This is a genomic window from Stenotrophomonas sp. B2, assembly GCF_014947095.1.
Classification (GTDB): domain Bacteria; phylum Pseudomonadota; class Gammaproteobacteria; order Xanthomonadales; family Xanthomonadaceae; genus Stenotrophomonas; species Stenotrophomonas maltophilia_P.
Window position 1 is genome coordinate 1 of sequence record NZ_JADCQA010000002.1, and the last position, 566, is coordinate 566.

Here is a 566-nt window from a genome sequence, read left to right on the forward strand (position 1 = left end):
TTAAAACAATTAATAGTTGCTTGATCAAACGTCTGCAAGATGGACAGTCATCCTTCCTGCAGGCGCCTTCACAAGATACCTGCGCATACTTTCAAAGATCCGGGGAAGTGGCCTCAGCGCCGTTCCCATGTGCTGCGAAGTTTCCTTCGTAGCGAGCCGCCCATTATAGCCGGCTTTTCCGCTTCGTCAACACCTTTTTCAAGGCCGTCGCACCGGGGTGGACGTTGTTGCCGGAGCTGCTTCGTCGTTGGCCCCAAGGGGCTTTCGTCGTTGCGAGCCGCCTATTATGACGGACTTTTCGAGTCCGTCAACACCTTCGTTCGATCATCTCGTCCGCTGGCGTGGCGTCGCTTCTTCGTGCTGCTTCCGGGGAAGCATCGCTCTGCAGCGAGGGAGCGAATTCTAGAGATCCTGCCGGATTCGTCAACCACTTTCTTTCAGGACAATGGCAGCGCTGGCGCTTGTGCCGGCCGATGCGCGCACTCGATGTTCCCTGGGGCGTTGGGCCCGCCGGGGGGGGGGCACGCCCCCCGGGGAAACAAAAAACGGGTTGACCCCCGGGTCGC